Source organism: Arthrobacter silvisoli (assembly GCF_003369445.1).
GTDB classification, from domain to species: domain Bacteria; phylum Actinomycetota; class Actinomycetes; order Actinomycetales; family Micrococcaceae; genus Arthrobacter; species Arthrobacter silvisoli.
In genome coordinates this window covers 1-1,282 of the sequence record NZ_QRCU01000050.1, presented here as the reverse complement: position 1 = coordinate 1,282, position 1,282 = coordinate 1, and the positions used below count along the sequence as shown (strand labels likewise).

The 1,282-nt window shown below is 64.7% G+C and carries 1 protein-coding gene; it reads right to left on the bottom strand.

Translation table 11 applies throughout. The annotated features are described in order from the left end of the window. Positions 1-20: 20 nt before the first annotated feature. The coding region (locus DWV11_RS13275; RefSeq protein WP_115789402.1) for an IS1634 family transposase at positions 21-1,282 on the bottom strand (1,262 nt) is incomplete at its 5' end.

Below are 1,282 nucleotides of genomic sequence, written 5' to 3'. Positions count from 1 at the left end.
ACCTGACTTGGCTCATTTCCTTAGTGCGTGACTTTTGGTCCGATGATCGCGTCGACGATGGCTTGCTGTTCGGCGGAAATGTCGGGCGCGAATCTCTGTTTGGTGCCGTTGATGGCGATGGTCGCTGAGCGCAAGTGCCGGAGCTGTTTGATGACGTTGGCGACCGCCAACCCCGTCCTGTTCTGGACGGTTCTGGAGACTGCCAGTGCGGTGAACACGATCGTCAGGTGTGCCTCGATCGCATCGCGGGTGCGGTGAAACATGGGCCTGGCGCGCAGGTCTGTCTTGCTCATCCGGAAGGACTGCTCCACGTGCCAGAGGTCGTGGTAGGAGCCGATGACTTCCGATGCGGCCATGACCGATGCGGGGATGTTCGTGACGTAGCCTTTCAGGCCGGCCAGTTGCCGGGCTCGTGTCAGTGATGCCTCGTCGAGGCTGCGTTTCCCGCCTGAGGTCTTGACGAAGCGCGGGGTGCGGGCAGCTTTCTGTCCCTCGATGACCTCGCGGGCACGGTTCTCCTGGGCCGTGAGGGTGGTGGCGTCGCGGACGGCTCTCTTCCGGGAATAGGCCCACACCGCACGCCACGAGCCAGGATGCGTGTCGGGGTCCCAAACGGGTTCGGCGCGCAGGTCGGGGTTGTTCTCTTTCGTGTGGCCGGTTCTGGGGGTGATGGTGTCAATCAGCTGCCCGTCGGTGAACGCGTCGCCGTGCCAGCGGAAGTGCGAGGCGAGGTCGGTCGGGGCCTTCGTCATCCGGGAGCCGACGATGAACCGCAGGTTCGCCTCGTCCAGTTCCCGAAGGTTTCCCGCGGAGAGCATGCCGGCGTCCGCGACGACGACCATGTCGGCCAGGTGGTGGCGGGCCTGGAACTGCTTGATGATCGGGATCATGGTCGCGGTCTCGGCTTTGTTCCCTTCGAAGCAGCCGATCTCCAGCGGGAACCCGCCCCGGTCCACGAGCAGACCGACGACGATTTGCGGATCGACGCGACGCTCCTTGGAGTACCCGACCTTGCGCAGCTCGTCTTCCTTCTCTGCCTCGAAGTAGAGCGTGGTGACGTCGTAGAGCACCAGGGAGATGTCCCCGCTGGTGCTGGCGTGCCGAAAACACCAGGTCGCGATCCGGTCCCGGTACTTGCCCGTTGCGGCCCGGCCGAGGGTGCGCTTCATGGTCGCGTAGCTGGCCGGGGATTGGCCCAGGTCCCGCAGCACCCTGCCAGCATCCAGCAGTGATGTCGGCTCGACAACCCGGGCGATCACCAGGTCCCGGAACACCTCGTCGT